The organism is Alistipes sp. 56_sp_Nov_56_25, assembly GCF_001915285.1.
Taxonomy (GTDB): Bacteria; Bacteroidota; Bacteroidia; order Bacteroidales; family Rikenellaceae; genus Alistipes; species Alistipes shahii.
Genome location: NZ_MNQF01000061.1, coordinates 111,549 through 135,955, shown reverse-complemented (window position 1 = coordinate 135,955; position 24,407 = coordinate 111,549). Strand labels below are relative to the sequence as shown.

Sequence of the window (24,407 nt, the reverse complement as noted above, 5' to 3'; positions counted from 1 at the left end):
AAAACATGTTCGGTATAAAAAGGTCCGGGTATCGCCCTAAATCCCGAAGGCGGCCACCCTTCCCGGCAAGGCAGGTCTTCTGACTCGCCCCTTCCGCACGCCTTCCCGTCCCGGGGGACAGTGGCTAAAGAGTGTGCGGAACGCAACGGGGCTTACAGCTACGGGAATAGTCCCTGATTTTCACAGGAGTTCCCTTTTGATCTCGTGCCGACAGCCGTCGGCGGAGAACCTTGCACGAAAGCAAATATAGGGATAGTTCTCCGGAAAGGAAACATGCTTCGGGGCTTTTAATGAACATTTTGTGAACAAATGCACGCCCCGGGCGGATGGCTCCGTTCCGCCGCGGGCAAAAAAAAGACATCCCCAAGGAACGGGGATGTCTTCCACGGGACGTGCCGCTTCCGCTATTTGTCCAGATCGACCAACTCGTACTGCCGGCTGCCGATGCCGATGGCCTCGGCGTGTTCGAGCGTGTGGATGCCGTGGCGCGACTCCATGCGTTCGATCAGATGGACCTTGCCCTCGTCGGGCGAGGCGTACACCAGGTCGACGCACGCCTGGTCCAGCGCCACGGGGTCCAGCGAGGCGAGGATGCCGATGTCGCCCATGCGGGGCGGTTCGGGATGCGCGTCGCAGTCGCAGTCCACCGAGAGGTTGTTCATAACGCTGATGTAGAGAATCCGTTCGCCGCAATGGGCGGCGATCGCTTTGGCCGCTTCGGCCATCGACTCCAGAAAATCGTCCTGCGCGGGCAGGCTGCTCCACAGTTTCTCGGTGTCCTCGGTCTTTCCGGCCGAGTGAATCCACGCTTTTCCGGCCGACGAGGCGATGCCGATGGAGATGTTCTTGATCGCGCCGCCGAATCCGCCCATCGCGTGCCCCTTGAAATGCGAAAGAACCACCACGAAATCGTACTCCGGGAAGTGAGAGCCTACGATGTCGTATTTGAGGTGCCTGCCGCCCTCGACGGGCAGGCGCACTTCGCCCTCGGCGTCCATGATGTCCACCGGAGCGATGGCTGTGAACCCGTGGTCGGCGGCGGCTTTCAGGTGGTCTTCGGTCTTGGCGCGTCCGCCGCCGTAGGCCGTGTTGCACTCGACGATCGTGCCCTTCACCGACTTCACCAGATCGCCGATCAGGGCCGGTTGCAGGAAATTGTTGCCTCCCGGCTCTCCGGTCGAGAGTTTCACGGCGACCTTCTTCCCTTCGGCCTTCCGGCCCAGGGCCTCGTAGACGGCTTTCATTCCCGCGGGCGAGATGTCGCGGGTCATGTAGACTTTGGCGGGAGCCGCCTCCGCCGCCTTTTTGTCGTTGCCCGACGCACAGCCGGAACCTGCGGCCGCGAAATGCAAAACAAAGGAGATCATACAGATTTTTTTCATCATGGCTATTTGCGTATTACGTATTTTATAAAGAGGTATCCGCCGAACACCTGCAATAACATGCCGGGAATCCCGATCCGGAAATCCTGCACGGCGGCCGTGAAGCTGCCCGTCAAGGCCCATTCCCCGGCCGATCCGACGATCTGGTAGAACAGCACGACGGCGGCGAGCAGCGCCACCGACACGCGGTTGAAACGCCGGGCCGCATACCCTGCCGCTCCGGCCAGCAGCGCCGATTTCACGAGGATCGCCGGCAGCGCCGTGACGGCGGGCATCCCGAACAGCGCGGCGTTCACGAGCGGCGAAGCGAGGGCTGTCAACAGTCCCGTGCGCCAGCCGTATTTGTAGGCGCCGACGAGCGTGAAGAAGTAGATCGGCAGCATCGTGGGACCTCCCAGCTGCACGAGGTGGCACAACTGCGGCAGGACGATATTGCCCGCCGCGAACAGGGCTGCCGCGAGGTATGTACGCGTCTCCCGGTAGCCGGTCGAATAGAGTGTTACAGAGGACGTTTTCATGGTTATTTCAATTAAAGGTTTAACTTCAGTCCGCCGAAGACCGTCGCCCGGGGCATCGGGTATCCGGCATTGATCTCATAACGTTCGGCCAGCAGGTTTTCGCCCCGGACGAAGATCGTCAGCAAACGGTTTACGCGCAGCGACGCGCGCAGGTTCCAGAGCACGAATCCCGCTTCCCGGACTTCCGGATCGGGAGCCGCCGCCGTGTAAAGCCCTGCGATGTACTGCACGCCCGTCGACACCGACCAGCGGCCCTTCCCGAAATCGCCTCCGGCGTAGAGTTTGTGTTCGGGGGACGCCGGCACGGGATACTCCATCCGGAGCCAGCTGTAATTGGCATTGACGCTCCATCCCCCGCCGATGCGCCATGCGGCGTCGGCCTCCGCGCCCCAGTTTTCGATCCGGGCCTGGTTGAGCAGGATGTTGCGGCCGTCTGCCCTGCCGCGCCGGATGATGTCCTCGCCCTCGATATAAAAGAGGTTGACGCCGTACGACACGCTTCCTCCGGCCAGCCGCTGGGTCCACGAAAGTTCGTAGTTCCACAGCCGTTCGGGCTTCAGATCGGGATTCTTCACCCCGAACATGTAGAGTTCGCGGAGCACTGGGTTGCGGAAGCCCTTGCTCACCATCGCCTTCAGCGCTCCGTCGCGTGCGGCCCGCAGCGAGATGCCCGCCTGCGGAACCCACTCCGTGCCGGTGCGGGTGTGGTGGTCGATACGCACCCCGGCGTCGACGGTGAGGCGTCCCAGCGACTGCCGGAAATCGGCGTATCCGGCGATTTCGTCCTCCGTCTGGTCCACGATCGGCTCCTCGCGGCCGTCTGCCGTGAACCGGTTCCACGCCCGGCCCCCGAAGCGCTGCCAGTCGATGCCCGCCGTCAGGCGGCTGCCGCGCCACAGTCCGGCGCTCTGATACCACGAGACGCCCAGCATCCGGTCCTTCGAGTTGAAACGGTAGTCGCGCGGCTCCTCGCCTGCGCCGTAGCCGTCATTGATCCGGTGACGGCCCCAGTTGTAGAAGAACTTCAACGCGCCCGAAGTCCGGTCGTACGAGTTTTCCAGTGAGACGGATGCCATGCCGCGCGTGATGCGGGAGTCGTTGTCGAAGACGGGCGCGGTGATTTCGCCCAGATTCGAGGCGTTGAAGTGTGTCAGGTTCACATCGGCGTAAGCGTTCCAGCGGCGGCTGATCTCGTAGCCGACCTTGGCATATCCGCCGTACTGCTCGAAACCCATGTCGGCGCGGTGGCCGTCCGTGCGGTTGTACGAGCCGGTCACGACGCTCGTGAAGCGGCCTTTGCGGATGCGGTTGGCTGCTTCGGTCTGCAAGGTGTTCCACGAGCCGTAGCCCACGTTCAGGTCGGTTTTCACGCCTTCCTCGCGCTGCCGGCGGGTGACGATGTTGATCACCCCGCCCATGGCGTTCGAGCCGTAGAGCACCGACGCCGGTCCGCGCACCACCTCGACCCGCTCGGCGAGCATCGACTGGTAGGCGTCGGCGATCGGATGGCCGAACAGCCCCATGTACTGCGGATGCCCGTCGATCAGCACGAGCATCTGGGCCGCCGACCCTCCGCCGATGCCGCGCAGGCTGATGCCTCCGGCCGCGCCGTCCGAGACGCCGTAACCCATCACGCCGCGTCCCGTGACGAACAGCCCCGGAACCTGTTCCGTGAGCAGCGGAAGCACCGATGCCTCCTGCCGGCGGGCGATTTCGTCGCGGTCCACGACCGCCACCGACATCGGCAGGTGGCGGATGTCCGAGGCGTAGCGCGCCCCCGTCACCACCACCGAGTCGATCGCGACGTTCTTTGCCGCCTGCCCGGTCTCCTGCGCGGTCTCCTGTGCGCCGTATGCGGCGCCGGCAGCCGTGCAGGCCAGTAAAATCGAAAGAATCTTGTTCATTGTTCCGTATTTGATTTGTTTTTCGGTCTCCCCCGCCGCAGGCTTGCGGACGAAGGCTGTGGACGGTTCTTTCCGCCCTTCGCCGGAATTAGGGCGCGCCCTTGCTGGCCGTCAGAAACCCTTCGATCAGCGGCAGGCACTCCGCGGCGGTCCGCGCTCCGGCGCAGAGCCGCTCCACGGGACAGATGCCGTCTCCGACGCGGTTGATGATGTGGGGCACGGCGACCGTGTAACTTACCGGAATCCCGGCTCCGTTCAGCAGTTCCAGCGCCGCGTGGCTCACCACGTCGGCGAAGAGTTCCCTCACACGGCCCGCGGCCATCAGCGCCGCAGCGCCCTTTCCGACCACCTTGTCGGCCACGAACGCGCCGTCGAGCAGTTCCGGCTCCTCGTGCAGCAGCCTCCAGAGGTCCCGGACGCCCCGTTCGCGGAATATCCGGATCGTGTCGCCGTTGCGCACGACGCACGAGCATCTCTCGGCGAAGAGCAGGTCTATGGCCTGCCGGTCCTTGTTTGCGTTGTCTGTTCCCATTTTTTTCCGAATTTGCGGTCAATAGCCGAATCGTTCCGCCGCGCGGCGCATCGACGCTACGATCTCCACGCCGAACGGGCAGCGCGTTTCGCATGCGCCGCACCCGATGCACTCCGATGCGTGGTGCGTGAGCGCGGCGTAATGTTCACGCACGGTTTCCGGGATTTCGCCCTGCGCCACGGCGAGGTTGTGGAATTTATGGACCGTCGCGATGTCTATTCCCGCCGAACAGGGGGCGCAATGGCCGCAGTACATGCAATGCCCTTCCCAGGTAAACCGCTCCATGCCGGCCATTGCGGAGGCATAGTCCCTTTCGGCGGGCGATGCGCCGCACCAGTCGAGTGCGGCCCGGATCTCGTCCTGCGTCCTGCATCCGACCATCACGGAAGCCACGCCCGGCCGCGTCAGGGCGTATTCGATACACTGCACCGGCGTCATGGCCTTCCCGAACGGGGAATTCTCCGCATTCAGCAGGTCGCCGCCGCCGTAGACCTTCATGGCGTCGATGCCCACGCCCGTCCTTTCGCACAGTTCGTAGAGCCGTTCGCGGTCGGGGTCGATGTTGCGCAGCGCGCCGGCGTAACTCTCCTCGGCCCACAGGGCCTCGACGTCGTCGCCGGCCGGTTGCAGGTCGTAGCAGGGGTTTACCGAGAACATCAGCACGTCCACCAGTCCCGTTTCGACGGCCATCCGGGCCACCGCGGGATTGTGGCTGCTGATGCCGATGTGGCGGATTCGCCCCTCCTCCCGAAGCCTTTGCGCGATGCGGATGATCTCCCCGCCGAAGACGTGGTGAAAATCCACCTCGGCGTCGACGTAGTGGATCATGCCGATGTCGAGACAGTCCGTCCGCAGCTGTTGCAGCTGAAGGTCGAACGACGCGAGGGTTTTCTCCGGGTCGCGGGTGCGCAGGTACTGCCCGTTCTCCCAGGTCGTGCAGAGGTGTCCCTGAATGACGAAGTCCCCGCGGCGGCCTTCGAGCGCCGCGCCGATGTTCGTCCGCAGTTCGGGATTCGGCGAGTAGATGTCGATGAAGTTGACGCCGTGCCCGATGGCGAAGTCGAAATCGGCGCACACCTCTTCCGGCGTTTTGTGGATGAAGCCCTCGCAGCCGAGTGCGACGGCGCTCACGCGCAGGCCCGTTCTGCCCAAAATTCTGTATTCCATGATCGTCCTCGATTTTCCGTTTCGCCGGGTTCCGGATTCCGGAACCTTCCGTTCACGATGCAAAGATAGTCCGAAAACAGGATTCCCGAAGTAACCGGATTACGGATATTTCTACCTGAATTACTGATTCGGCGCTCCGGAAACGAACCGCCCGCCGGTCTCTCGACGGCGGGCGGCTTTGTCTTGCGCGGATGCGGTTATCGGTATATCTCGTTCAGCAGGCGGGCCAGGCGGTGTCCGCCGCGCAGGAACTGCCGTTCGACGACGGGCGTGTACTTGAAGAGGTAGTCGTACGAAATATCGGTCCCTTCGGGGGTGAAGCCGTAAATCTCCTTGCAGATTTCGTGCGTCTCCTTCACCCAGTCGGCCGGCTCTCCGGCGGCGATCTGCGCAGCCTCTTCGTCCGTCAGCCGGTCGATCTGCTGCTGCCACTCGCTGTAACTCCATTTGTGGACCGCCTCGGGAATGTTCGTATCCCAGACCGAATGCAGGTTCGTGTCGCGTCCGAAGAAACGCACGGGCCGCTTGTTGCCGCCCAGGTCGCTCAACCGTCCGAGGTGCATCGGGCAGTGCATGTCCCCGACCAGGTGAATCAGCATCTTGAGCGAGAGCGTCTCCTCCTCGGGTGTGAGGCGTCCCGACTTGAGTTTCTCCGTGAGTCGGGTCACCGCCGTCAGCACGTCGCCCCCGGGATTCCGGGACATGCTCTCCAGCGTCTCGCCTTCGTCGATATTGAGGTAGTGCCAGGTTTTCGAATAGGCGTATTCGGGCCAGTAGCTGGCGAAGTCGAGCCAGTTGGCGATATACACGGGCGAGTAGCCGTCGAGCGCCTTGCGGACCTTCTCTGCCGCTTCGGGCGTCAGACGGCATTCGGCGATATACGCCGTCACGTCGTGCCCCTTCTGTCCCCATGCGAACGCCCCGCGGGCGAAAAGAAGACATAAACTCGTCAGAATCAGCCTTTTCATCTGTACCCGGTGTTTGCGCTCCGTGCGGTTAGTGGTTCATCGTGGCGAGGAACTCCTCGTTGGTGTCGGTGAGTCCCATCTGTTTCTGGAGGAACTCCATGGCTTCGACGGGCGTCATGTCCGAGAGGTACTTGCGCAGCACCCACGTGCGGTTCATCACGTCGCGCGGCAGCAGCAGGTCTTCGCGGCGGGTTCCCGAGGCGATCACGTCCACGGCCGGGTATACGCGCTTGTTGGCCAGCTTGCGGTCCAGCTGCAACTCCATGTTGCCCGTACCCTTGAACTCCTCGAAGATCACTTCGTCCATCTTCGAACCGGTGTCGATCAGCGCCGTGGCGATGATCGTCAGCGAACCTTTCTCCTCCGTGTTGCGGGCTGCGCCGAAGAAACGCTTGGGCTTGTGCAGGGCGTTGGCGTCGACACCTCCCGAAAGCACCTTGCCCGAGGCGGGCTGCACGGAGTTGTAGGCGCGGGCCAGACGGGTGATCGAGTCGAGGAAGATCACCACGTCGTGGCCGCTCTCGACCATGCGTTTGGCCTTGTCGAGCACCATTTCGGCCACTTTCACGTGGCGCGAAGCCTGCTCGTCGAAAGTCGAGGCCACGACCTCGGCCTTCGAGTTGCGGGCCATTTCGGTCACCTCCTCGGGGCGTTCGTCGATCAGCAGTACGATGATGTACACCTCGGGATGGTTGTCGGCGATGGCGTTGATGATCGACTGCATGAGCACCGTCTTACCCGTCTTGGGCTGGGCCACGATCAGTGCGCGCTGGCCCTTGCCGATGGGGGAAAAGAGGTCCACGATGCGCGTGGACATGTTGTTGTGGCCGTTGCCCGTGAGGCAGAATTTCTCGCTGGGGAACAGCGGCGTCATAAATTCGAACTGCACGCGGTCGCGGATGTACTCCGGGGCCAGACCGTTGATTTCGTTCACGCGCACCAGCGGGAAGTATTTCTCACCCTCCTTCGGGGGGCGGATCGCGCCGTTCACCGTGTCGCCGGGCTTCAGTCCGAAGAGTTTGATCTGCGAGGGCGAAACGTAGATGTCGTCGGGGGAATTGAGGTAGTTGTAGTCGGCCGAGCGGAGGAATCCGTAGCCGTCGGGCATGATCTCCAGCACGCCTTCGCCTTCGATCTCCCCTGCGAAGTCGTCCTTGGTGATGACCTCCTCTTCGATGTATCGGGGTGCCTGTTCCGTGTGGGTCTCCTGCGCGGCGGCAGGGACCGCCGTTTCCTGCACTGCCTGCACCGCCTGCGCTTTGGGCTTGCGGCCCCGGCGTTTGGGTTCGGCCTTCGCCGGCTCTGCCGCGGGCGTTTCGGCCTGCGGAGGAGCCGCTGCGGCTTCCGGTTCGGCAGCCGTCGCCGGCTTCGTCTCCATCGGGAGTTCCGGCTCTGCCGCGGCCTCCGGCTGCGGGGCTGCGTTTTCGTTCTTCGCCAGTCGCGGACGGCGTCCGCGCGGGGCCTTGGCCTTCGGCGCGGCGGTCTGCGGGGCTGCTTCCTGCGCCGGCTTTGCGGCGGTTTCCGAAACCTCCCCTTTCGCTCCGGCCTCATTTTCCGCAGGAGCCTCCTCCGGGGTGTCCGTCCCGGCTATTTTCTCTATCAGTTCGCGCTTTTTAATCATAACGTTCTTGATACCCAATGCTTTGGCTATCTCACGCAACTCGGCAAGGCTTTTCCCTTCCAGCGCTTTCAGATCTTGCATAGTTTATTTCCGTTGAATGTGATTTTCAGAAACAGGACGGTCGTCCTGTTCGTTGGAATTCGCATGCAAAGATAGTGCATTATTTCGAATTACAAAATAAAAAAGCGCCTTTACTTCCCTGAACGGCAGGGTGAAGGGCATTGTCCGGGGCCGAAATACCTACTAATGGCGATTGCGGGTCCCGGAATTTTGCGCGACCTTTGTCCCGAAAACAATGAAACGGGGATTTTCGGCCATTGCATTGTTTGTATTGTTAATGTTTGTGTGTGAAAAACCCTTCCGCGCCGCGGAAGGGTTTTTTGTGTCAGTTTGCGGTCCGGTATTCGTTGGGCGAACACCCCACCACCTTCTTGAACAGACGCGTGAAGTGCTGCGGGTAGCGGAATCCCAGCGAGTAGGCGATTTCGCTGATCGAGCGTCCGGGGTCGAAGATGCGTTCCTTGGCGATGTCGATCACTTTGAGCTGGATGTACTCCTGCGCCGATTTCCCGGTCTCCTTCTTCACCAGGTCGCCGAAATAGTTCGCCGACAGGTGCAGCTGCTCGGCGCACCAGCGCACCGACGGCACGCCGTCCCGCTCGGGGCGGTCTCCTGCGAAATAGTCGCCCAGCAGACGCTCGAATCCGGCCAGCACGTCGCGGTTGACGTTGTTGCGCGTGATGAACTGCCGTTCGTAAAACCGTGTGCTGTAATTCAACAGCAGCTCGATGTTCGAGACGATCAGCGTGCGGCTGTGTTTGTCGATCGCGTGTTTCAGCTCCGATTGGATGTTTTGCAGGCAGTCCATCACGACCTGGCGCTCCTGCTCCGAAAGGTGCAGGGCCTCGTTCACCTCGTAGGAGAAGAACGTGTAGCCCGCGATGTTGCGCCCGAGCGAGGTGCCGCGCAGCAGGTCGGGATGGAACAGCAGCGCCCGGCCTTTGGGCGGAACCTGCGGCTTATCCTTCACCTCCACCTCGACCACCTGTCCCGGAGCCATGAATACGAGCGTTCCCTCCTGATAGTCGTAGTAGTTACGTCCGTAGCGCAAATCGCCGCACTTCACGTCCTTGAGGAAAACGGCGTAAAATCCGAAGCAGTGGCGGTAATGGCCGGGAGGAATGGGTTCCGCCTTCGAAAAGTCGATGACGCTCACCAGCGGATGCTGCGTCTCCACGCCGCGCGATTCGTTGTACTGGAAGATGTTGTCGTATTTGACCACCGTGCCCATATGCTGAAATAGTTTTGTTTGTCGCAAAATTAGCGGAATTTTCGATACCTGCTCCGCCTTCCGCCCCGAATCGGTAATTATGGTACGACGAACCGTAATCGGGGTATGCCCGGCGCCCGGCGTCCGCCCTACTTTTGCGGTGTGAAACCGTGTAAATGGATCGAACGATGAAAAAGAGACTTATTTTGGCGACGATTGCGGCATTCGCCGTTTCGGGAGCCGGGGCGCAGCAGCCCTCCGGAAAAGTGCTGGTGGCCTATTTCTCCCACAGCGGCAACACCCGTGAGGTAGCGCGGCAGATCAGCGAGGCCACGGGCGGAGATCTGTTCGAGATCGTTCCCGCGACGCCCTACCCCACGGAATACCGGGCCGTGGTCGACCAGGGCAAAAAGGAGATCGAAGCCGGGGTGCGCCCCGCGCTGAAAAACCCCGTCGGCGACCTTTCGCAGTACGACGTGATTTTCGTCGGCTCGCCCTGCTGGTGGGCGACCATAGCGCCTCCCGTGGCGACGTTCCTCACCTCCTGCGACTTGGCGGGCAAGACCGTCGTGCCGTTTATGACTCACGAGGGCAGCGGCATGGGACACAGCGAGGCCGACATCCGCAGACTCTGCCCGCGGTCGACCGTCCCCGACGGACTCGCCGTCCGCGGCAGCGCGGTGCGCGACTCGAAGAATGAGGTCGGCAGGTGGGTCCGCGCCCGCTTGAAAAACGGATTTTAGAAAGCGGCCGGTTGCTTCAGCGCGCCTTCCTTCCGTTTCGCGCCCGGATAACCCGAACGATTCGGGTTTCCGGGCGTCTTTATCCGCAGAAATAGACGCAGCCGTAGATCAGTCCGGCCGCCAGGGCGCCCAGCAGCGGTCCCGCCACGGGAACCCAGCTGTAATCCCATCCGCTGCCTCCTTTGCCCCGGATCGGCAGGAGGGCGTGCGCCAGCCGCGGCGGCAGGTCGCGCGCGGGGTTGATCGCGTAGCCCGTCGTGCCGCCCAGCGACATGCCGATGGCCATGATGAGCATCGTCACCGGAAGGCTTCCCAGACTTCCCATCCCGATTTCGGGGGTGTTCTGCTCGTTGCCGATGGCCAGGATCACGAACACCAGCAGGAACGTGCCGACCACCTCGCAGAAGAGGTTGCGCGGTTTGTCCATGATGGCGGGCATCGTGCAGAAGACGCCCAGCTTCGCCGCGGGGTCGTCCGTCGCGTCGAAATGGTCCTTATAATAAAGGTAGACCACGACGGCGCCGCAGAATCCGCCCAGCAGCTGCGCGGCGACGTATCCCGGGACGTACGCCCACGGGAACGACCCCGCCACGGCCAGTCCCACCGAGACCGCAGGATTGAGGTGCGCGCCCGAATAAGGCCCTGCGATCAGCACGCCGCACATCACGGCCAGTCCCCAGGCGATCGTAATCACGATCCAGCCGCCGTCGAAACCTTTCGATCGTTTGAGGACGGTCGATGCGACCACCCCGTCGCCCAGCAGTACGAGCACCAGCGTTCCGATGAACTCGAACAGGCATTTGGTGAACAAGCTAATTTCCATATCCGCTTTCGTTTTAGTCGTTTTTCTCGCGCAAAACCCGCCGCACGGCGTCTTCCCAGCCGGCGACGGCCTTTGCGATCTGCGTGCGGTCGGCCGCGGGTTCGAAAATATGCTCCGCCTGCCACTGCTTCCTGATCTCCCCGACGCTTTCCCAATACCCCACGGCCAGCCCCGCCAGGTAGGCGGCGCCCAGCGCCGTGGTCTCCGTCACGCGGGGACGGATGACCTTCGTCGCGAGCAGGTCGGCCTGGAACTGCATCAGCAGGTCGTTGCGCGCCGCCCCGCCGTCGACCTTCAGTTCCACCAGCGAGACTCCGGCGTCGCGCTGCATCGCGCCCACGATGTCCAGCGTCTGGTAGGCGATGCCCTCCAGCGCCGCGCGGGCTATGTGCGCAGCCGTCGTTCCGCGGCTGATGCCGCTGATCGCGCCCCGGGCGTACTGGTCCCAGTGCGGGGCCGCCAGTCCCGTCAGCGCGGGCACGAAGTAGACGCCTCCGGTGTCGGGAACCGACGACGCCAGCGCCTCCACCTCCGACGAGGAGCGGATGATCCCCAGCCCGTCGCGCAGCCACTGCACCACCGATCCGCCGACGAAGATGCTCCCTTCGAGGGCGTAGTTGACCTTGTCGCCGATCTTCCAGGCGATGGTCGTCAGCAGGTTGTTTTTCGAGGCGATGGGCTTTTCGCCGCTGTTCATCAGCAGGAAGCAGCCCGTGCCGTAGGTGTTTTTCACCGATCCCGGCTCGACGCACATCTGTCCGAACAGGGCCGCCTGCTGGTCGCCGGCGATGCCCGCGATGGGGACTTTGTGGGCGAAGATCGTGGTTTTCGTCGCTCCGTAAACCTCGCTCGACGAGCGCACCTCGGGCATCATCGACGCCGGGATGTCGAACAGCTTCAGCAACTCCTCGTCCCATTGCAGCGTGCGGATGTTGAACAGCATCGTGCGTGAGGCGTTGCTCGGGTCGGTCACGTGCACTTCGCCGCGCGTCAGCCGCCAGATCAGCCATGTGTCGACCGTTCCGAACATCAGCTTGCCCTTCTCGGCCCGCTCCCGCGCGCCCGGCACGTTGTCCAGAATCCATTTGATCTTCGTGGCGCTGAAATAGGCGTCGATGATCAGGCCCGTCTTTTCGCGAATCCACTCGGTTTTTCCTTCGGCCTTCAGCGAGTCGCAGTACTCCGAGGTCCGGCGGTCCTGCCATACGATGGCGTTGTAGACCGGTTCCTCCGTTTCGCGGTCCCACACGATTGTCGTCTCGCGCTGGTTGGTGATGCCTATTCCGGCTATGTTCAGCCCGTTGATGTCGATGGCCGCGATGGCTTCGGCGATCACCGAAGCCTGCGACGACCAGATTTCGTGCGGATTGTGCTCCACCCATCCCGGTTTGGGGAAATACTGGGTGAACTCCCGCTGGGCCATCGAGCAAATCTGCCCCTTGCGGTCGAAAACGATCGCGCGGGAACTGCTCGTTCCCTGATCCAATGACAAAATGTACTGCTCCATATTTTTTCGGTTTAATCGTTGCGCCGGAATCCGGCCGGGCGGTCCCCGGGCCGTCCGATTACAAATCTATGAAAAAATTCCGGGATTCGAAACGAAACCGGCGGGTTTTTTATCGAAACTTTTCGGGAGGCTGTTTTCGGGAATATTCCGCCTGACGGGTCCGCCGACCCGCTGCCCCGATCCATCGGTCCGTTCCCCGGCCTGCTCCGCTCCTTCGGGAAAGACGTTCGCCGGGTCCCGGTTGAAGAAGCCTGCCGCTCCCCTCTGCCGTACCGAACAAGGGGTTGCCTCCGGAAAGGCAACCCCTTGCAGGCATATTGATATTTCGCCAATTACAGCACCGTCACATTTTCCGCCGGGGTGTACATATCGGGCAGGTCGCTGCAAAAGAAAGAGTTCTCCTGATTGTACATCTTCACGAAATCACGCTCCGAAGGGTGCCCGGGGAACACCGAGAAATAGTGCGTCCCGCTCTCCATCGGGTCGTACTTGTTGCGCCACGTCACCACCATGCTCACACGGCGTCCCGTCAGCGGAGCATGGATGTTCGTGGTCCAGTAGTCGGTCGCCGTGAAGCCTTCGACGCCCGTCTCGGTTACGCCGCACGGCTTGAGTTTGGCCAGCGAAACCTTCGAAATGGCTTTCAGATTCGTCACGAAAACCGCATTGTTGATACCCTGATAGCAGTCCATGCCTACGAAATCGACCCATTCGTCGCCCGGCCAGCGGAAGTAGAAGTCATCGACGGTCTTCGCGCTGTCCATCTGCGGGGAGATGGCGTAGATGAAATTATGCACGCCCTTCGTGTCGCGCAGATACTTCACCGTGAATTTCCACAGGTTGATGAACTCTTCGGTCGTCGTGCACGACGCGCCCCACCAGGACCAGGTCTGCGTATGTTCGTGGAACGGGCGGAAAATCACGGGAATCAGCTTGCCGTCGCTGCCCCGCAGGTTGTGTGCGATGTCGGCCAGGCGGTCGAGCCACTCCTTGAAAGTCCTATTCGTGGCGCTGCCCTCCGTCAGAATCTCTGCGGCCACCCGATTGCTGGAGTTGTCCCACGAATCGCCGCCGGTAAGCGGATTGTTGATGTGAATGCACGACGTGAGCACCATGCCGCGGTCGTAAGCCTCCCGGCAGCAGCGCAGCCGCAGCGCCTGGGCATCCGGGTCCGAAGCGTGGCGATCGTCGATATGCTCCGCAAAATCGAAACTGTATACGGCGGGATAGTCGCCGCAGACGGCCTTCGTGTCGGAACCGCCTTCGGTGCCGTACCACGTGCGGCCGTACATCAGGTCATCGTGGTGACCGAACATGAACCCCTTGCTCTGGATGGCCCAGAGGTTCGAATAGAGCGCTTTGGTCTCTTCGGTGGCATTCGGGTCCGACAGCGTGAGGGTCACGGGATCGCTCTCCCCCTCCTTTTTCGGCCCTTCGCTGTCATCGCTGCACGCCACGCCGGAAAGCAGCAGCGCCAATAACACAAACGGAATTCTTTTCATGGTTTCAGGTATTTGATTATTCGACATTGGTCAACAATACGAAACTTTCGGCGGGAACCGTCGTGCGGAAACGCTTCCCCGCAATGCCGCGTTCGCACGGCGCGGGAAATCCGTTTGCGTCGCACGCCCGGTCGCTCTCCGTATAACGGTAAAGAACGCCTCCGGCAAAGTCTCCGGGCAGGACAATCTCAAGGGTGCACGGCTCCTGCGAGAAGTTGACCGCAGCGACGCTGTATGCCGCATCCTTGCGGGCTGCCGCCACGCGCAGCCCCTCGCGCTGCGGGACCTCGCAGGCGAGGATGTCGCACCCGGCGGGAAAATGACGGCACATCAGCGACCAGGTGTAGTACCAGGGCCGCAGTTCCTCCTGCGAAGCGTCGCCGAAGACCTCCTCGCCGAGGATGTTCCACATTCCCCAGATCTTCACGTCCTCCGTGCGGCCCGAATCGCCGTTCGAATGCATGGCGTCGTCGAGCATCCACGCCGCCACCCCCGAAAGGCCGTTGTTCATCACCTCCATCGCCAGCAGCGGCATATCCAGCCCGTAGAAATAGTCGTAGCAGAGCATGTTGCAGTCCGAGCCTTTGGTGAAGGGATGCCCGGCGACCCGACGGTCGTACTCGGCTTTCAGCAGCGAATCCTCCGGCGCCGAGTACTTGTACCCGGCCTCGCCGAGAATCAGTTTTTTCCCGGCCGGAACTTCGGCGCGGATGCGGCGCAGCTTTTCGGCGTAAGCCCCGCTGCGCACCTCGTGCTGGCCGGGATAGGCATGCACGTCGTAGATGCCGATCTGCGCGCCGAGGTCCTGCGCGCTCCGGGCCACCCATCCCGCCGTGTCGTACTCCGACGCCGGGTTCTTGTAACTCATCACCACGTCGGGCGCCGCAAGCGACACCTTTCGTTTCAGGTCCGGATACCGGGCCATTTCGGCGTCGAAACGCTGCGCCATCGAGCGCCACAGGTCGTAATCGCCATCGGTCGAGGCCCAGTTGCCGTCGGGTTCGTTGAAGATGATGAAATGGCGGATGCAGTCGAACCCGAGGTCGCAGACCAGAAAATTCAGGTAATCGACCGACATCTCCACCCATTGCTGCGAATCCTTCATCGCCCACGTCGGCGGATTGTATTCACCGTAGGCCACCGTGATGCCGTTGTCCTGACAATATTGCAGCAGGCGGCGGAGCGACGCGAGGTTGCGCATGCGGTCGTAACGGCCCGTCGCGGCATCGTAATAGCGGTAGGGGCTGTTGATCATGCAGCGCACATAACCCGGGCGCATGAAATCGAGGCGTTCGGAGAGCTTCGCCCAATCGGCGTCGCTCACCTCCGCGCCCCACGCTTCGGCTTCGTCGTAAGGGTCCCACTCGACGCCGTTGCCGACGTAATCCGAACTGATGACCCGGTCGGTCACTTCGACCCGGAGGGCCTGCCCCGCATCGCAGGCGGAGAACAGTACGGCCGCGGCAAGCGCGGGTGTCAGAAATCTTTTCATAATCAATCGTTTTGTTCGGTCAGTAAAATCATCGACTCTCCGGGCATATCGTACTCCGCGCCGGAGCGGAAATCAATCCGCAGGCCGGTGGCGTCGGGCAACAGCGTGTGGTCGCCCTCCGTGCGCATCAGCCCCTCGCCGTAGCGATAGCGGGTTGCCTGCCTGAACCGCTTCCAGCCCGGACACTCGATCCGCACGCGGCGCGGTTCGCGCGACACGTTCACGACGGCGACGGTGCGCCGTCCGTCTTTCACGGCGGCGACGGCCTTGACCCCGGCGGCACCCCGCACGTCGGCTGCGAAGAAGTCGCTTCCCGGCCGCAGCGTGCGGCACAGCAGCGACCAGGCATAATACCACGGGCGCACCCGTTCCTCGCCGGCTCCGAAAATCTCGTCGCCGAAGATGTTCCAGAAACCCCATATCTTGAGTTTGTCGGGCGCCTCCTTGAAGTGCATCGCATCGTCGAGCATCCACGCGATGCAGCCCGAATAGCCCGCATGAATCGTCTGGAACAACGCATCGGCCATGTCCGTGCCGTACATAGGGTCGTATACGAACATCTGCGAATCGTCCGTCGAGGCGTTCGGATGCGCTGCGGCCCGGCGCAGGTTCTCGGCCTGCAAAAGCGAATCGGCCGGCTCGACGAACTTGAAGCCGATCTCCCCCATCACGATCTTCTTCCCGGCGGGAACCTCCCTGCGGTAAGCCTCCAGGATACGGGTGTACTCCCCCGAGTTGACCGTGCATTTCGACGGATAGGTGTGGATGTCGTACAGGCCGATCCTGTCGCCCAGCTCATCGCGGCTGCGGCTCACCCACCACGCCTCTTCGGGTCCCCAGATCGCGGCGTCGGGACCGACCAGCTCCACTTTCCCGGCAAGCCCCTCGGCGTCGAGCCGCCCGCGGAAATAACTCACGGCCTTCGCCCACAGGTCGAAATCGCCGTCGGCCGCCGACCAGAAGCCGTTGGGTTCGTTGACGAGGTTGTAGTAACGGATGCAGTCATAGCCCTTTTCGCCGACCAGCCAGGCGACATAGGCCGCGGCGTGGTCCAGCAGCGTGCGGTTGACCGTCCCGGCCCGGGCGTCCATGAGCGATCCGCCCCAGTCGCCGAACATCACCGTCACGCCGTGCGACTGGCAGTAGTCGAGTATGTGCGAGAGGTGTTCGAATCCGCGCATGCGATCGAGCCGTCCGTCGCGCACGACCGAGGTCGTGTTGGTCATCACGCGGATAAAGGCCGGCCGCATGAAATCGAGCCGGGCATAGAGTTTCGCCCAGTCGGCATCGCTGATTTCGACGCGGCCCTGTCCGTAATCGAGGGCATAAGGGTCCCACTGGACCCCGTTGCCGATATAGCCGCGATTGACGACGCTGTCGGCGTCGATACGCACCACGGCGTCGCATTTCCCGGCGGATTCTCCCGCACAGGCCCCCAGCAGCGCCGCCATGCATGCGAGCAGAAGGTTTCCGAAGTTTTTCATAGGCATCGGTTATAAGTCCGCATGCAGGCCGGACCTGCATGCGGACATTATCGGATCATTCGCCGGCTTCCGCCTGCTTGTTGAAGAGCATCACGTAGTTGCGCGGCCCGACGGCGAACCGGTCGTAATCGGTCCAGGGATAGGCCCCCTGCGTCGTCTGCCCGGGCAGAGCGAAGTCGAAGGCGATTCCGGGAACGCTGAGCGTCGAGGAGCCGTAGCTGTAATCCCCCTCCCGCAGGAGCTTCGCCGTGATGGAGACGATTCCCGAGGTGAACACCACGGTTCCGGCTTCGGCGTCATATACGTAGGCGCTTTTGCCGTGGGGCAGCAGGCCGTAATATTTGGTCAGGTCGAGAGCGCCCGTTCCCTCCTTGTTATAGTCGGCTTTGAGGATGTAATTCCAGTATCCGCCGTCCTCACCGGGCAGGTATTCGCACTCGCCCGTCTCGCGGCCGGCGTCGTCGGTGCCCGTGGCGGTCATTGCCAGGATGTTGTCGGACTCCTTCCCGATCGAATCGTCCCACACCCAGCTCTTGTCCACCGGGTTGACGAACGCGGGGTCGGCCGAACCGCCGTAGACCGTCAGACGGCCTACGGAGTAGGTTCCGGCGAGCGAGGTCTCCTCCGGATCTGGCTCCGGTTCCGGTTCGGGATCGACCGGCTCCTCGATCGTCTTCGACGCCTCGGGAACCTCGAAACCGGCCGGCTGCTTCACGATCTCGATGTAATACGTCACCGGATTGCGGGCGAAGACCCCGTAATCGTTGTAGGTGTTGTTCCAGTCCTCCGTGCCTTTCAGGTTGAACTTGAAGGCCTCGGATTCGAGCGTCAGCGGAATCGGCGGCACATTGGGCATCTGGTAGGTGCCCTTCGGCACGAGCGTGCAGGAGGTCTTGTTCCCGTCGGCATCGGTGAAGGTGATCGTCCCGTCGGAATAGTTGCGCAGCCAGGTGCTTTCGCCCTTGGGAATCTGACGGTAGAACTGCGTCAGGTCCACCGGCTTTCCGGTGTCGGGGTTCGACGCCCCGGCAAAGACGCAGTCCCAGTTTTTGGCGTCCTCGCCGGCCCAGTTCATGCAGGTTCCGGTCGTATTGCCGTCGGCGAGGATCTCTCCGAGCGTGAACACCAGATAGTTGTCCATCTCGGCGGCGGGTCCCCGGCCTTCGCCGTTCCAGCACCACGACTTGTCGGCGGGTTTGTAGAGCTTCGTACAGTCGTAAGCGGCGCCCGTGCCTCCGTAGACCCAGAGGTTGCTGATCGTATACGTCCCGGTCAGCGTCTCCGTGAACTCGGTCATTTCGAGCGTATAGGTGCGCGATTCGCCGTTGGGAGAGGTCACGACGATCTGCGGATCGCCCTTCGTGAAGTCGATCGTCCCGCCCGAGGCGACATTGGCCGTGGCCTTATAGGAGAGCGTCAGCGTTTCGACCCGGACCTTCGACATGTCCGCGACCATGTCCGACGCCAGTTGCAGTTCGATGACGCCCGTTTCGGAATCGGTCTCCGTGATGGTCGGCGTTCCGGCCTGACCCTCGAACTTGACGTCGATGATCGACCGCTCGTGGTTCCAGCCGCCGTCGGCGACATCTTCCCACGGATCATCCTTGCAGGATGCGAAGCACAGCAGGACGAAAGCGCTCAGCAAATATTTCAGCTTGTTCATAATTCTGCGTTTTCTTAAAAGGTTAAAGATTCGGGTTCAGGTCGGACTCGACGGACGGGATCGGATAGAACACCATCTGCTCGGCGCTCAACCCCTGTCCCTTGGCTTCGGCGATGTCCGTGTGCAGGCGGTTCCAGCGGCGCAGGTCATAGCAGCGGTTTCCCTCGAAAGCCAGTTCGAAACGGCGCTCGTCCATCACGCGCTCCCGGAACGTCTCCTTGTCCAGCCCCGGCTCCAGATCGCCCAGCCCGGCGCGGTTGCGGATGAAGTTCACCAGTTCATACGCCTTGACCGTAGGTCCGGCAGCTTCGGCATAGGTCAATGCGACGTCCGAATAGCGGAGCAGGTAGGGACGCGTGGAGGTTTTGTCTCCCGAGAAATTCGGGTCGATGAATTTGCGGCAGAACGGGTAGTTCAGTTTGCCGTCGGCCGTCGAAGCCACCACATTGCCCGCGGCGTCGTACACCTTGTCGACGATCAGCCAGTCGTGACGGCGGTCGCCCGAGGCGAACGCATCGTAGAACGACAGCGCGGTCCGGTACTCGCCCCAGCCGTCGTGGGTCGGGACCATCTGGTCGGAATCGCCCTGCTTGAGATAGATCGTGGCTCCCGAAACATAGGGCAGGTACATTTTCGAGATCTTCGAATACTGCCCCTCCGATTCTCCCGTGCGGTCCATCGACATGATGAAGATATGCTCGGGTCCGGTCGGCTGCTCGACGTCGTAAATATCGAGCAGGTTGTCGTCGAAACGGAAGACCGTCTGCTCGGGATTGTCGACCACCAGCCCGGCGTATTTCACCGCCTCGGCATAGTATTCGTCCACGTCGTGCGACATGGCGGCGTACTGGGGCACGCCGTGCTCCTTGGCCGATGCGATGTAGAGATAAGCCTTGGCCAGCATTCCGTAGGCCGCGGCGCGGTCCGCACGGCCCGTTTCGGGCGCCGCGAAGAACGGCAGCAGCGTACCGGCGGTCTTGAAGTCCTCGATGACGAGCTTCCACATGGCGTCGAGCGACTCGGCGGCGGGGACGGCCGTATCTTCGAGCGTCTCGACAGGCGTCGTGTGGACGGGCACGCAGCCGAAGTTGCGCGCGAGGTTGAAATACGAATAGGCGCGCATGAAATAGGCCTCGCCGAGGAAGCGGTTCCTGCGACCCTCGTCGATGTTCATTCCCGGCACCTTCTTGATCACGGCGTTGGCACGGTTGATCGTGATGTAGGAGTACTTGTAGAAATTGCCGAGCGTGGTGTTGGTCTTGAAATTGTTGATCTTCCATCCGTCCAGCTCCTTGTTGGCCGCCGCGGCGTCGCCTTTCGGCTCCATGTCGTCGGTGTTCATGTCGCCCAGGAAGACGATCGAACGCGAATATTCGATGTAATTGATCGCGTCGTAGATATAGTTCACGGCCGACTCGGCGTCCGCCTCCGTCTTGTAGAAGTTGTCCTCGGAGTAGAAGCCGTAGGGATACTCGTCCAGATTGCAGGCCGCCAGGAGAGAGGCTCCCCCGAACGCAAGTATAAGGTGTTTGATTTTCATGGTTGGCAATGTTTAGAAGGTGAAGTCGGCTCCGAACGTCCATTTGCGCAGGCGCGGATAGCCGCCCGAATAGATACCCGTCATCCCCACTTCGGGATCGTAGCCCTCGAAGCCGGTGAAGGTGTAGAGATTGTCGGCACTGACGTAGAGGCGTATCTTGCGTGCCGCATCCTTCTTCGAGAAGGGGATCGAATATCCCAGCGTCATGGTCTGGATGCGCACGAACGAACCGTCCTCGACCCACCAGTCGGAGAGCTTGGTCTGGCGGTTGGCGTTCAGCCGCGGGTAGGAATTGGTCGGGTTGTCGGTCGTCCAGCGCATCGGCATATTGCTCGGCTGGTCGAAACGCTTGGTGTTCAGCACGTCGTTGCCGAAGACGCCGTTGAAGAAGATGCTGAAGTCGAAACGGCGCCACGAAACGTCGATGCCCAGCGAGGCCATCCAGTCGGGATTCGGGTCGCCGATGATGCACATGTCGTTCTCGTCGACGGTCTCCAATCCGTCGCCGTCGTAAATATCCACATACTTGAACTCACCCGGCTGGGCGTCGTCGCCCGAAAGACCGGCGCTCAGGCCCTCGGCCAGCGACTGCACGATGCCGTCGGTCCTGTATCCGTAAAAGACGTACATCGGCTGCCCTACGGCGAGGATATTCGTATAGGCGCGGAACTGTTCGCTCTGGTTGCCGTAATATTCATACTGCATGCCGGTCCGCAGGTCGGTTTTCAGACCGGTCTGCACGGCGTTTCCGAGGCTGAGCACCTTGTTGCGGTTGCGCGAGAAGACGAAGGTGCCGCCCACGCGCCAGTCGCGGTTCTGGAACGCCACGCCGTCGATCGTCAGTTCGATGCCGCGGTTGCGGATCTCGCCGTCGTTGACCCACATCTTGTCGTAACCCGACGAAGGCGCGATGTTGCGCTCGCGCAGCAGGTCCGAGGTGCGCTTGTCGTACCAGTCGAAAGTCACGTTCAGACGGTTGCCGAAGAACGACATGTCCAGTCCGAGGTCGACCTGCGCGGTGGTCTCCCATTTCAGCCCCTTGTTCGGGATGCCGCTCCAAAGCGCATAGATGCCGTCCTGCCCCGTGGTGCCCGACTGATAGCCGGGTCCGATGGCCGTCACCCACTTGCCTCCGTTGAAATACTTGTGCTGTCCGTAGCGGCTCAGCGTCTGGTAGGCCGAAATGCCCTGGTTGCCCGAAATACCGTAGGAGGCGCGGATCTTCAGCACGTCGAAAACGTTCAGGTTCCGGATGAACCGCTCCTCGTGCATCTTCCAGCTGAACGCCCCCGAGGGGAAGAAGGCCCACTTGTTGTTGGAGCCGAATTTCGAAGAACCGTCGGCGCGGGCCGTGAAGGTGAAGAGGAACCGGTTGTCGAACGTGTAGTTGATACGCGTGAGGGCCGAGACCAGCTCGGTCTTGTAGGAGCCGTTGCCGATCGAATAGGTCTCCGAATCGCCCGCGGCGAGGTTCTCGTTGCCCAGCGATTCGTTGATGAAGCCCTTGGCGGCCAGCGACGAACTGCGCGACTGGTAGTTCTCGTAAGAGTAACCGCCCATCACCGTCAGCCGGTGCTTTTCAGCAAAGGTCCGATCGAACGTGGCGTAAGCCTCGAAAACGATGTTGTCGTCCTTCCAGTTGTCGATCGACCCGTAACCGTCGTTGAACACGCCCGTCTCGGAATACTTCTTCGGGAAATATTTGTCGGTGATCTGTTCGCCGTGCTTGTAGTTGAACTGCGCCATGACGTTAAGGCAGGGAAGCACGTCCCAGTTCACCGAAGCGAACGAGATGATGTCTAACCCCTTCGAATCGTTCTTCTGCAAATTGGTCAGGGCCAGCGGATGCGAATAGTCCTGGGCACCGTACAGCCAGTAATCGCCGTTGTCGTCGTAGACCGGGAAGATCGGGTTGCGCCAGTAGGCCAGTCCGCCGTTGTTGTGACGCTTGTTGCTGGTGATGTTGGCGCTGGCCTTCATGCGCAGGTTGTCCAGCAGCTTGTGCTCGACCGAGAAATTACCGCCGTATTTGCGGTAGGTGTCCTCGATGTACATGCCGTTGTCGAGGTAGTAGTTGGCGCTGGCCTGGAACATCGTGCGGTCGTTGCTGCTCTGCACCTGTACGGTGGTGTTGTTCGACACGGGCGTCGGGCGGAAGACCAGGTCGTCCCAGCGCGTGTTGGTCGTCCAGGTCGTCTGCAACTCCGCAATCGAGGGATAATAGACGCCGTTGGCATTGGTCGCACCGATGTAGGTCGGCGTCAGTCCGGCGTTGATGCTGCTTTCGTTCGAGAGCATCGCCATCAGCACGGGATCGCGCCAGAGGTTCAGCTCGGAGCTGAATCCCGAAACGGTCGTCTGCTGGCGCAGCGTGATGCGCGTCACGTTCTCCTGCGCCTTGCGCGTGGTGATGAGGATCACGCCGTTGGCGCCGCGCGAACCGTAGATGGCCGATGCCGAGGCATCCTTGAGCACCTCCATCGAAACGATGTCCTGCGGGTTGATTTGTTTCAGGTCGCCGGCATCGCCCCAGGGGAATCCGTCGATGACCACCAGCGGAGCGTTCGAACCGTTGAGCGACGAGTTGCCGCGGATGCGGACCGTCGACGAGGCGCCGGGGTCCTGCGAGGAGTTGACCACCTGCACGCCGGCCACGCGGCCCTGCAACAGCCCGTCGATCGAGTTGGCCGGGATGTCGGTGAGTTTCTCGGCCTTGACCGAGGCCACGGAACCCGTCAGGTCGCTCTTCTTGACCTGTCCGTAACCCACGACCACCACTTCGTCCACGGCCGTGGCCTCCTCGACCAGCACGATGTTGAAAGAGGTGCGGCCGCCGACCTCCACCGTCTGCGTTTTATAGCCGATGAAATTGACGGCAAGGCGGGCGTCCGAAGCCACTCCGGTCAATGAAAAGGCTCCGTCGGCCCCGGTTGTGGTTCCTTTCGTCGTGCCGACGACGACAACCGACGCGCCCGTTACGGCGGCGCCGTTCTGATCCACGACCTTGCCCGTCACGGTCATGCTCCGTGATGCGGACTGGGCGCGGACGTCTCCCGTCCCCCACAGGCAGACCGCCAGCAGGGAGAGAACGATCAGGTAAAATTTCATTTTCATAAGTTTTAGATTAGAGTAGTTTATTGATACGGTCCGGGGCGGTTCCGGGAACTGCACCGGACACTGCAAAGTAACATGCTGCTACGGAAGAACTGTTTTAGAAAATCGCTGATTGATTATACTTTTATGAAAACAAACCGCAAAAGGGCTATTCGCAACGGCATTTCTCCGTCAAATAATTTAATAATTCCTCCAGCCGGCAGGTCGCAACGCCTACATATTTGTCCGCTCCGCCGTAATAGACGTACAGCACGCCGTCGACGACCACATTGCCGGTCGGGAAGACGCAATGGCTGTAAAAACCTTCGGTTTCATAGAAAAATTCGGGTTCGAGGATCGGTTCCGGCGTCCGGGCCAGCACCCGCAGCGGATTCTCCCGGTCGAGCAGCAGCGCCCCGACGCGGTATTCGGCCGTGCCTCCGTCGGCTACCCCGTGGTAGAGCGTCAGCCACCCCGCCTCGGTCAGGATCGGCGGCGTGCTTCCGCCGATCTTCTCCTCCCAGGTTCCTTCGCGGCCGGCGATAAGCAGATGGCTGGGCTTGTCCTCCCAGGCCAGCAGGTCGTCGGAGAACTTCAGCCAGATCGAAGGGTATTTCACCCCGTAACGTTCGCCCACGAACTGTTTGGGACGGTGCATCATGGCGAACTTCCCGCCGATTTTCTCCGGGAAAAGGATCACGTCCCGATCGTCGAGCACGGGCGACGTAAGCCGCCCCAGCCGGCGGAAATTCCGGAAGTCGGTCGTCACGGCAAGCCCCGTATTTCCCAGGTTCTGCGTCATGGCGGCCGGCGCATAAGCTCCGCATTGGGGCAGACGCACCACGTCGTGCGCGAAAGTCCAGTACTGCCCGGGGGCATGGGCGCGGTAGGCGTAGGTAATGTAAAACTCGTTGTCGAACTTCACGATGCGCGGATCTTCGACGCACCCTCCGTCGGGACCGTCCGCGCTGGGACCGAATACCGGCGAATCGCCGACACGGCGGAAGTCGAAGCCGTTCTCGCTGACGGCCAGCCCCAAACGGATGACATGTTCCTTGTCGTCGCCGGCGGCGCGGTAGAGCATGTAAAACCGGCCGTCGTCGTAGATGACCCCCGGGTTGCAGGTTACGAGATTCTCCCAGGCATTGGCCGGATTGGGAGCGATGATCGGATTTTTTTCGTATTTCTTCAGTTTCAT

18 protein-coding genes and 1 riboswitch are annotated in these 24,407 nt (G+C 61.7%); of the genes, 1 reads left to right on the top strand and 17 read right to left on the bottom strand.

Features of this window, described 5'->3' with window-relative positions; genetic code table 11:
- Positions 1 to 52 precede the first annotated feature (52 nt).
- Positions 53 to 248: riboswitch (cobalamin riboswitch) on the bottom strand.
- Positions 249 to 404: 156 nt separating this feature from the next.
- From BHV64_RS09790 to BHV64_RS09755, 8 genes are all read right to left on the bottom strand, one after another.
- Positions 405 to 1,367: a DUF362 domain-containing protein gene (locus BHV64_RS09790; RefSeq protein ID WP_022061026.1), complete on the bottom strand. Its 963-nt coding sequence runs from the start codon at positions 1,365 to 1,367 to the stop codon at positions 405 to 407.
- Between the two features lie 20 nt (positions 1,368 to 1,387).
- Positions 1,388 to 1,900, bottom strand: a complete 513-nt coding sequence (locus BHV64_RS09785) for an ECF transporter S component (RefSeq protein WP_217727634.1) — start codon at positions 1,898 to 1,900, stop codon at positions 1,388 to 1,390.
- A gap of 11 nt (positions 1,901 to 1,911) precedes the next feature.
- The gene (locus BHV64_RS09780; RefSeq protein WP_288115813.1) at positions 1,912 to 3,804 is read right to left on the bottom strand and encodes a TonB-dependent receptor; all 1,893 of its coding nucleotides are present in this window, start codon (positions 3,802 to 3,804) and stop codon (positions 1,912 to 1,914) included.
- Between the two features lie 88 nt (positions 3,805 to 3,892).
- Entirely contained in the window at positions 3,893 to 4,336 is a 444-nt protein-coding gene (locus tag BHV64_RS09775) for a DUF1893 domain-containing protein (RefSeq protein ID WP_288115812.1), read from the bottom strand.
- A gap of 18 nt (positions 4,337 to 4,354) precedes the next feature.
- Positions 4,355 to 5,503, bottom strand: coding sequence for an aldo/keto reductase (locus BHV64_RS09770; RefSeq protein WP_288115811.1), 1,149 nt, complete (start codon positions 5,501 to 5,503; stop codon positions 4,355 to 4,357).
- A gap of 197 nt (positions 5,504 to 5,700) precedes the next feature.
- Entirely contained in the window at positions 5,701 to 6,471 is a 771-nt protein-coding gene (locus BHV64_RS09765; protein ID WP_015546140.1) for a S1/P1 nuclease, read from the bottom strand.
- 28 nt (positions 6,472 to 6,499) lie between these two features.
- On the bottom strand, positions 6,500 to 8,173 hold the full coding sequence (gene rho / locus BHV64_RS09760; RefSeq protein WP_195579653.1) for a transcription termination factor Rho: 1,674 nt from the start codon (positions 8,171 to 8,173) through the stop codon (positions 6,500 to 6,502).
- A gap of 304 nt (positions 8,174 to 8,477) precedes the next feature.
- A complete protein-coding gene (locus BHV64_RS09755) occupies positions 8,478 to 9,383 on the bottom strand; it encodes a helix-turn-helix domain-containing protein (protein WP_149887252.1) in 906 nt (301 codons plus the stop codon).
- Positions 9,384 to 9,550: 167 nt separating this feature from the next.
- Here BHV64_RS09755 and BHV64_RS09750 point away from each other — a divergent pair, with 167 nt between their 5' ends.
- Positions 9,551 to 10,105 (top strand): flavodoxin, encoded by a 555-nt coding sequence (locus BHV64_RS09750; protein ID WP_217727631.1) that lies wholly within the window; start codon positions 9,551 to 9,553, stop codon positions 10,103 to 10,105.
- 79 nt (positions 10,106 to 10,184) lie between these two features.
- On the opposite strand, the gene BHV64_RS09745 is transcribed toward BHV64_RS09750, so the two are convergent.
- The 9 genes from BHV64_RS09745 to BHV64_RS09705 all read right to left on the bottom strand — a co-directional run bounded on the left by BHV64_RS09745 (position 10,185) and on the right by BHV64_RS09705 (position 24,407).
- Positions 10,185 to 10,928, bottom strand: a complete 744-nt coding sequence (locus BHV64_RS09745) for an MIP/aquaporin family protein (protein WP_022061515.1) — start codon at positions 10,926 to 10,928, stop codon at positions 10,185 to 10,187.
- Between the two features lie 13 nt (positions 10,929 to 10,941).
- Positions 10,942 to 12,435, bottom strand: coding sequence for a glycerol kinase GlpK (gene glpK / locus BHV64_RS09740; RefSeq protein ID WP_044053981.1), 1,494 nt, complete (start codon positions 12,433 to 12,435; stop codon positions 10,942 to 10,944).
- A 332-nt stretch (positions 12,436 to 12,767) separates the two neighbouring features.
- The gene (locus BHV64_RS09735; RefSeq protein WP_138265432.1) at positions 12,768 to 13,937 is read right to left on the bottom strand and encodes a glycoside hydrolase family 26 protein; all 1,170 of its coding nucleotides are present in this window, start codon (positions 13,935 to 13,937) and stop codon (positions 12,768 to 12,770) included.
- A 16-nt stretch (positions 13,938 to 13,953) separates the two neighbouring features.
- Positions 13,954 to 15,429, bottom strand: a complete 1,476-nt coding sequence (locus BHV64_RS09730) for a hypothetical protein (RefSeq protein ID WP_138265433.1) — start codon at positions 15,427 to 15,429, stop codon at positions 13,954 to 13,956.
- 2 nt (positions 15,430 to 15,431) lie between these two features.
- Positions 15,432 to 16,913 (bottom strand): hypothetical protein, encoded by a 1,482-nt coding sequence (locus tag BHV64_RS09725; protein ID WP_217727630.1) that lies wholly within the window; start codon positions 16,911 to 16,913, stop codon positions 15,432 to 15,434.
- A 55-nt stretch (positions 16,914 to 16,968) separates the two neighbouring features.
- The gene (locus BHV64_RS09720; RefSeq protein ID WP_015546135.1) at positions 16,969 to 18,576 is read right to left on the bottom strand and encodes a hypothetical protein; all 1,608 of its coding nucleotides are present in this window, start codon (positions 18,574 to 18,576) and stop codon (positions 16,969 to 16,971) included.
- A 22-nt stretch (positions 18,577 to 18,598) separates the two neighbouring features.
- A complete protein-coding gene (locus BHV64_RS09715; RefSeq protein WP_195636635.1) occupies positions 18,599 to 20,116 on the bottom strand; it encodes a RagB/SusD family nutrient uptake outer membrane protein in 1,518 nt (505 codons plus the stop codon).
- A 12-nt stretch (positions 20,117 to 20,128) separates the two neighbouring features.
- Positions 20,129 to 23,230 carry a SusC/RagA family TonB-linked outer membrane protein gene (locus tag BHV64_RS09710; RefSeq protein ID WP_288115810.1) on the bottom strand — a complete coding sequence of 1,034 codons (3,102 nt, stop codon included), beginning with the start codon at positions 23,228 to 23,230 and terminating at the stop codon, positions 20,129 to 20,131.
- 148 nt (positions 23,231 to 23,378) lie between these two features.
- Entirely contained in the window at positions 23,379 to 24,407 is a 1,029-nt protein-coding gene (locus BHV64_RS09705; RefSeq protein ID WP_195285083.1) for a glycosidase, read from the bottom strand.

Coding starts and splice junctions, on each gene's coding strand:
- BHV64_RS09790 (WP_022061026.1), bottom strand. CDS start 1,367: ATGATCTCCTTTGTTTTGCATTTCGCGGCCGCAGGTTCCGGCTGTGCG.
- BHV64_RS09785 (WP_217727634.1), bottom strand. CDS start 1,900: ATGAAAACGTCCTCTGTAACACTCTATTCGACCGGCTACCGGGAGACG.
- BHV64_RS09780 (WP_288115813.1), bottom strand. CDS start 3,804: ATGAACAAGATTCTTTCGATTTTACTGGCCTGCACGGCTGCCGGCGCC.
- BHV64_RS09775 (WP_288115812.1), bottom strand. CDS start 4,336: ATGGGAACAGACAACGCAAACAAGGACCGGCAGGCCATAGACCTGCTC.
- BHV64_RS09770 (WP_288115811.1), bottom strand. CDS start 5,503: ATGGAATACAGAATTTTGGGCAGAACGGGCCTGCGCGTGAGCGCCGTC.
- BHV64_RS09765 (WP_015546140.1), bottom strand. CDS start 6,471: ATGAAAAGGCTGATTCTGACGAGTTTATGTCTTCTTTTCGCCCGCGGG.
- rho (WP_195579653.1), bottom strand. CDS start 8,173: ATGCAAGATCTGAAAGCGCTGGAAGGGAAAAGCCTTGCCGAGTTGCGT.
- BHV64_RS09755 (WP_149887252.1), bottom strand. CDS start 9,383: ATGGGCACGGTGGTCAAATACGACAACATCTTCCAGTACAACGAATCG.
- BHV64_RS09750 (WP_217727631.1), top strand. CDS start 9,551: ATGAAAAAGAGACTTATTTTGGCGACGATTGCGGCATTCGCCGTTTCG.
- BHV64_RS09745 (WP_022061515.1), bottom strand. CDS start 10,928: ATGGAAATTAGCTTGTTCACCAAATGCCTGTTCGAGTTCATCGGAACG.
- glpK (WP_044053981.1), bottom strand. CDS start 12,435: ATGGAGCAGTACATTTTGTCATTGGATCAGGGAACGAGCAGTTCCCGC.
- BHV64_RS09735 (WP_138265432.1), bottom strand. CDS start 13,937: ATGAAAAGAATTCCGTTTGTGTTATTGGCGCTGCTGCTTTCCGGCGTG.
- BHV64_RS09730 (WP_138265433.1), bottom strand. CDS start 15,429: ATGAAAAGATTTCTGACACCCGCGCTTGCCGCGGCCGTACTGTTCTCC.
- BHV64_RS09725 (WP_217727630.1), bottom strand. CDS start 16,913: ATGAAAAACTTCGGAAACCTTCTGCTCGCATGCATGGCGGCGCTGCTG.
- BHV64_RS09720 (WP_015546135.1), bottom strand. CDS start 18,576: ATGAACAAGCTGAAATATTTGCTGAGCGCTTTCGTCCTGCTGTGCTTC.
- BHV64_RS09715 (WP_195636635.1), bottom strand. CDS start 20,116: ATGAAAATCAAACACCTTATACTTGCGTTCGGGGGAGCCTCTCTCCTG.
- BHV64_RS09710 (WP_288115810.1), bottom strand. CDS start 23,230: ATGAAAATGAAATTTTACCTGATCGTTCTCTCCCTGCTGGCGGTCTGC.
- BHV64_RS09705 (WP_195285083.1), bottom strand. CDS start 24,407: ATGAAACTGAAGAAATACGAAAAAAATCCGATCATCGCTCCCAATCCG.